The sequence below is a fragment of the Deltaproteobacteria bacterium genome, from assembly GCA_019308905.1.
Taxonomy (GTDB): domain Bacteria; phylum Desulfobacterota; class BSN033; order WVXP01; family WVXP01; genus JAFDHF01.
Window position 1 is genome coordinate 1 of record JAFDHF010000129.1, and the last position, 3,545, is coordinate 3,545.

A 3,545-nucleotide genomic window follows, 5' to 3' on the forward strand; every position below is an offset into this window, starting at 1 on the left:
CTCTCCAATACCTCCAAGGCCGCCCCGTATATCGCCTCAATCTGCCCCTCGGTCAATACCCCAAACACAGGCCCCCGCTGCTCCACTAGATTCACCCTCATCTCCGTCCTCCTCTTGATTCAACTTGATCCCCTGAGTGCGAGGATTGCCGCCTCCTCAGCGCCTGTGCCCTGTGGCCCTTGACCGTGGCGCGCCATCCAGCCCTTCCGTTGTTTGAAGAAGCCGACAAGGCCGGGATGACCGGATGCATCCTTAGCCCCTCTCCGTGGTCACGATAACTTGAAATACTTGGTATTCGACGAAAGGGTCACAAAGGTCTCGGTCTTGGATATACCCCTGGCATTGTAAAGATCTATCCTGAACAGGACATCATTCAGCTCTTGCAGGGAATCGACCATAACCTCAAAAAAGAGGTCGTATCGACCAGTGACATTCCAGACACTGGTGACACAGGGGATCTTCTCGATCTCTTTCATCTTCTCTTCGGGATGCCTCTTTTCTCCGAGGGTCACCCCTACGATTGCGGATATTTTGTGGGGAAAGGCAAATGGATCGACTCTGGCCTGTAGCTTCAGAATACCTTTTTCAATCAACCTGGTCACTCGATTTCGTATGGTCCCCTCGGAAACGCCCAGTTTCTTTGCAATTTCCCTATAAGGTCTCCGCGCGTCCTCCTGGAGTTCGAGGATGATCCTCTTGTCCAGGTCATCTATGGGTTTTTCAGATTGTGCCATAGCGGCCTTCTCCACTCCTCCCTGCGTCTCCGGCCCCCAGACGCCATACCCCTCATTCCCACGCCCTGAGACCCCGGCCAAGGGGCCTCCAGCGGGAACTCCATTCAACTATTAGCATACGGAGCGCTGCCTGTCAAGCAAAAATGACCCGTTTTTTTGTTTTTTTCGTAAAATTCCGGTAACATTTTCTATATTGTTAACTTCAAAATGGGTTCCTTAGTCACTCCTAAGATTCCCTCGGGCCGGAGAGTAAACAAGGTCTCCCACTCAAGACCGGAAGGAACGTCACAGCAGTGGACCTTTTCTACGGCTCTAGCGGCGGTCTGCCCTTTGACGGGAGAAGGGGTTTACCCGTGTTTCTGCTCTTTCTGGTGGGCGGGAGAAACTCAATAGGAGCGCAGGAGCTGACCATAGCCTTCGATTCTATCCTCGACACCGGCCAGACGGAGTGTGTCCCAAAACATGGCCTGATTACTCGCCACCACGGGCTTTCCCACTTTCTGCTCAAGGGCATCCACAATGTCGAGGGTCCGTAAGGCACCGCAACTCACAAAGATCGCTTCCGCATCGGGTCGGTCTAGACTCCTGGCGAATTCCATGATGAACCGCGGGGCAACACGGACCATGTCCGTATCCTTTAGGATGTTCATCCCCTGAATGTCGAGGATCTCAAACCCTCTGGCTTCGAGATAACGGCGTTCCAATACGTTGATTTCGTCCAGGTATGGCGTTCCCACGACAAGCCGCTTGGCCCCCAGGGTCCGGAGGGCCCGGATTACCCCCGTGACCAGGGTAGTCACCCGTGCCGAGGGAGCACCGCGGGAAAGCTCGGCCATTACGCGTTCCTCCCCGATTACTATGCTCCCGGAAGTGCAGGCGTAGCAGAGAACATCCATATTGCCGTCAGGAAGGATCCGGGCCGCCGCATCGGCAAGCTCTGCTCTTACTGCTCCCAGAGTTTCGACGGTGATCGCGTCCGGTATGCGGACCCTAGTGAAGTGGACGCCCACACCAGGGGGAGCCAAGTGGAACATATCCTCCTCAACGGTCTGTTCGGTGGCGAGAAGGACGAAACCGATCCTGGCACGCCAGTGGCGACCCCTGTCATACGCGATCTCCAACGCGGAAACTCCCTGTACCGGCATGGGCTTCTCCATGGCTTGAGATTCCTCCTTTCTCACGTGATCATACCCCTGGCAAGCACGGCAGCATCCGGTTTCTTCTCCTATTCGTGCCCACTCGCGCTTTCCGCCCAGTTCTCTCAAATGCCGGTAAAACCTTATCCCCAAGACCCGGCTTCCCCTGCAGATACCTTACAGTACTCGGAGATCCTTGGGATAGGGTGTGAGATATTCGAATCCACCCTCCGTCACAAGTATGGAATCCCCCACGCGGGCACCGAACTCGCCAGGAATCGTGATCCCTCCGTCAACCGCAAGGGTCATGCCGGCACGGAGCCGTGTCTTATCGCCTTCCTTCAACTCGGGTCTTTCCAGGAAGGAATACCCGACTCCCCTTCCTGTTCTGTAGCAGATCCCAAACCCCGCTTCCCGATAAACCTCCAGAGAGGCCCTGTGGACATCCTCGGCCACCACACCGGGACGGATCATCTCCAGGGCAGCAGCCTGTGCCTTGAGAGCTGTCTCGTATATCCTTGCATGCTCGTCCGTGACTTCGCCCACAAAGTACTGCCGGTCGAAGCCGAGCTTGAACTGCTTGAAATTCGCAATCCCACAAAAACACATATAGACCGGATCTCCCCTTCGGATCCGCCTGACAGTCGAGCGCCGGTGAACCATGGAGAGATCAGGACCGGACTGGAGTATCTGGAGATTATGGATGGTCGGAGAAAAAAGCCGGTCAGGCCCCTCGTCGCTGAGAAACTCCGCTGCCTTTCGAGTCCCTCCGGCGATCACCGCCAGGGCCACCTCGTACTCGGGAACGCCATCTGCGATGGCTTCCACGCCGGCTTGACACATGGCCACCGCCACCTGCCCCGCCTGCTGCATGATGGCGATCTCCTCGGGAGCCTTCACCATGCGCATCTCCGCCAGGATTTCGGAAACATCCGCAAGACTCACGCCCCGAACCTCACTGCGCAAGCACTCAGAAACGACAGGGTGGATCTTGAACCGTTCGATCCCGACCGTGGAGTTTCTGGACCGGGCCAGAATCTCCCGCAAGGGAGCAACCCATTCCCCTCCAACACCGTCCATCCATGGCCGGATGTCCTCGATCCACGTCATGGCCCGGGCCATGGCCGACTCCATCTCCGGGGTGATCAGCGTACATCCCCCAGAACGGGGAACAATGATCATGGTAGGCCGACCGAAATCCATGCCCAGGTATCCGCAGAAACCCGAAAGATAGTAGACCGTGTCCGGGTCCATCACCAGGGCAAAGTCCATGCCTGCCTCGACCATCCTCTCCTGAAGTTCAACCGTGTGCTGCTGAAACAGATGGGACATCTCTCCTCGCCCTCCTTCTCTCCCTCAGAACCGCGCAGAATCGTCTCATAAATGCCACGGTAGGACGCGACAAGAGGCATACTATTCAACCCCGCCCCTGATGTCAAGTATCTCGCGAGCCATAGGACAAGATGTTTCCCAAAGGTGAGGGAACTCCAGCCATGACGTACTGGAGCTTCAGTCAAGGTCCACTGGAAGAAGAGTCGCCCTCGAAAAATCCGTCGGCAAGAGCAGGAGCGGAGTCTCCTTGACAGGAAAACCAAAACGGCCTATAGTCGCTCATGCTGGCGGTGACTGCCCGGAGCCGCCAGCGGGCAAACCGGAGTGTGAAGGGGGGAGGAAC

At 56.6% G+C, this 3,545-nt stretch carries 3 protein-coding genes; all 3 read right to left on the minus strand.

All coding sequences use genetic code 11. The annotated features are described in order from the left end of the window. Positions 1-269: 269 nt before the first annotated feature. Positions 270-734: an Lrp/AsnC family transcriptional regulator gene (locus tag JRJ26_20370; GenBank protein MBW2059845.1), complete on the minus strand. Its 465-nt coding sequence runs from the start codon at positions 732-734 to the stop codon at positions 270-272. A gap of 386 nt (positions 735-1,120) precedes the next feature. Continuing rightward, positions 1,121-1,891: an arylmalonate decarboxylase gene (locus tag JRJ26_20375; protein MBW2059846.1), complete on the minus strand. Its 771-nt coding sequence runs from the start codon at positions 1,889-1,891 to the stop codon at positions 1,121-1,123. Between the two features lie 156 nt (positions 1,892-2,047). Further along, a complete protein-coding gene (locus JRJ26_20380) occupies positions 2,048-3,202 on the minus strand; it encodes an aminopeptidase P family protein (protein ID MBW2059847.1) in 1,155 nt (384 codons plus the stop codon). Positions 3,203-3,545 lie beyond the last annotated feature (343 nt).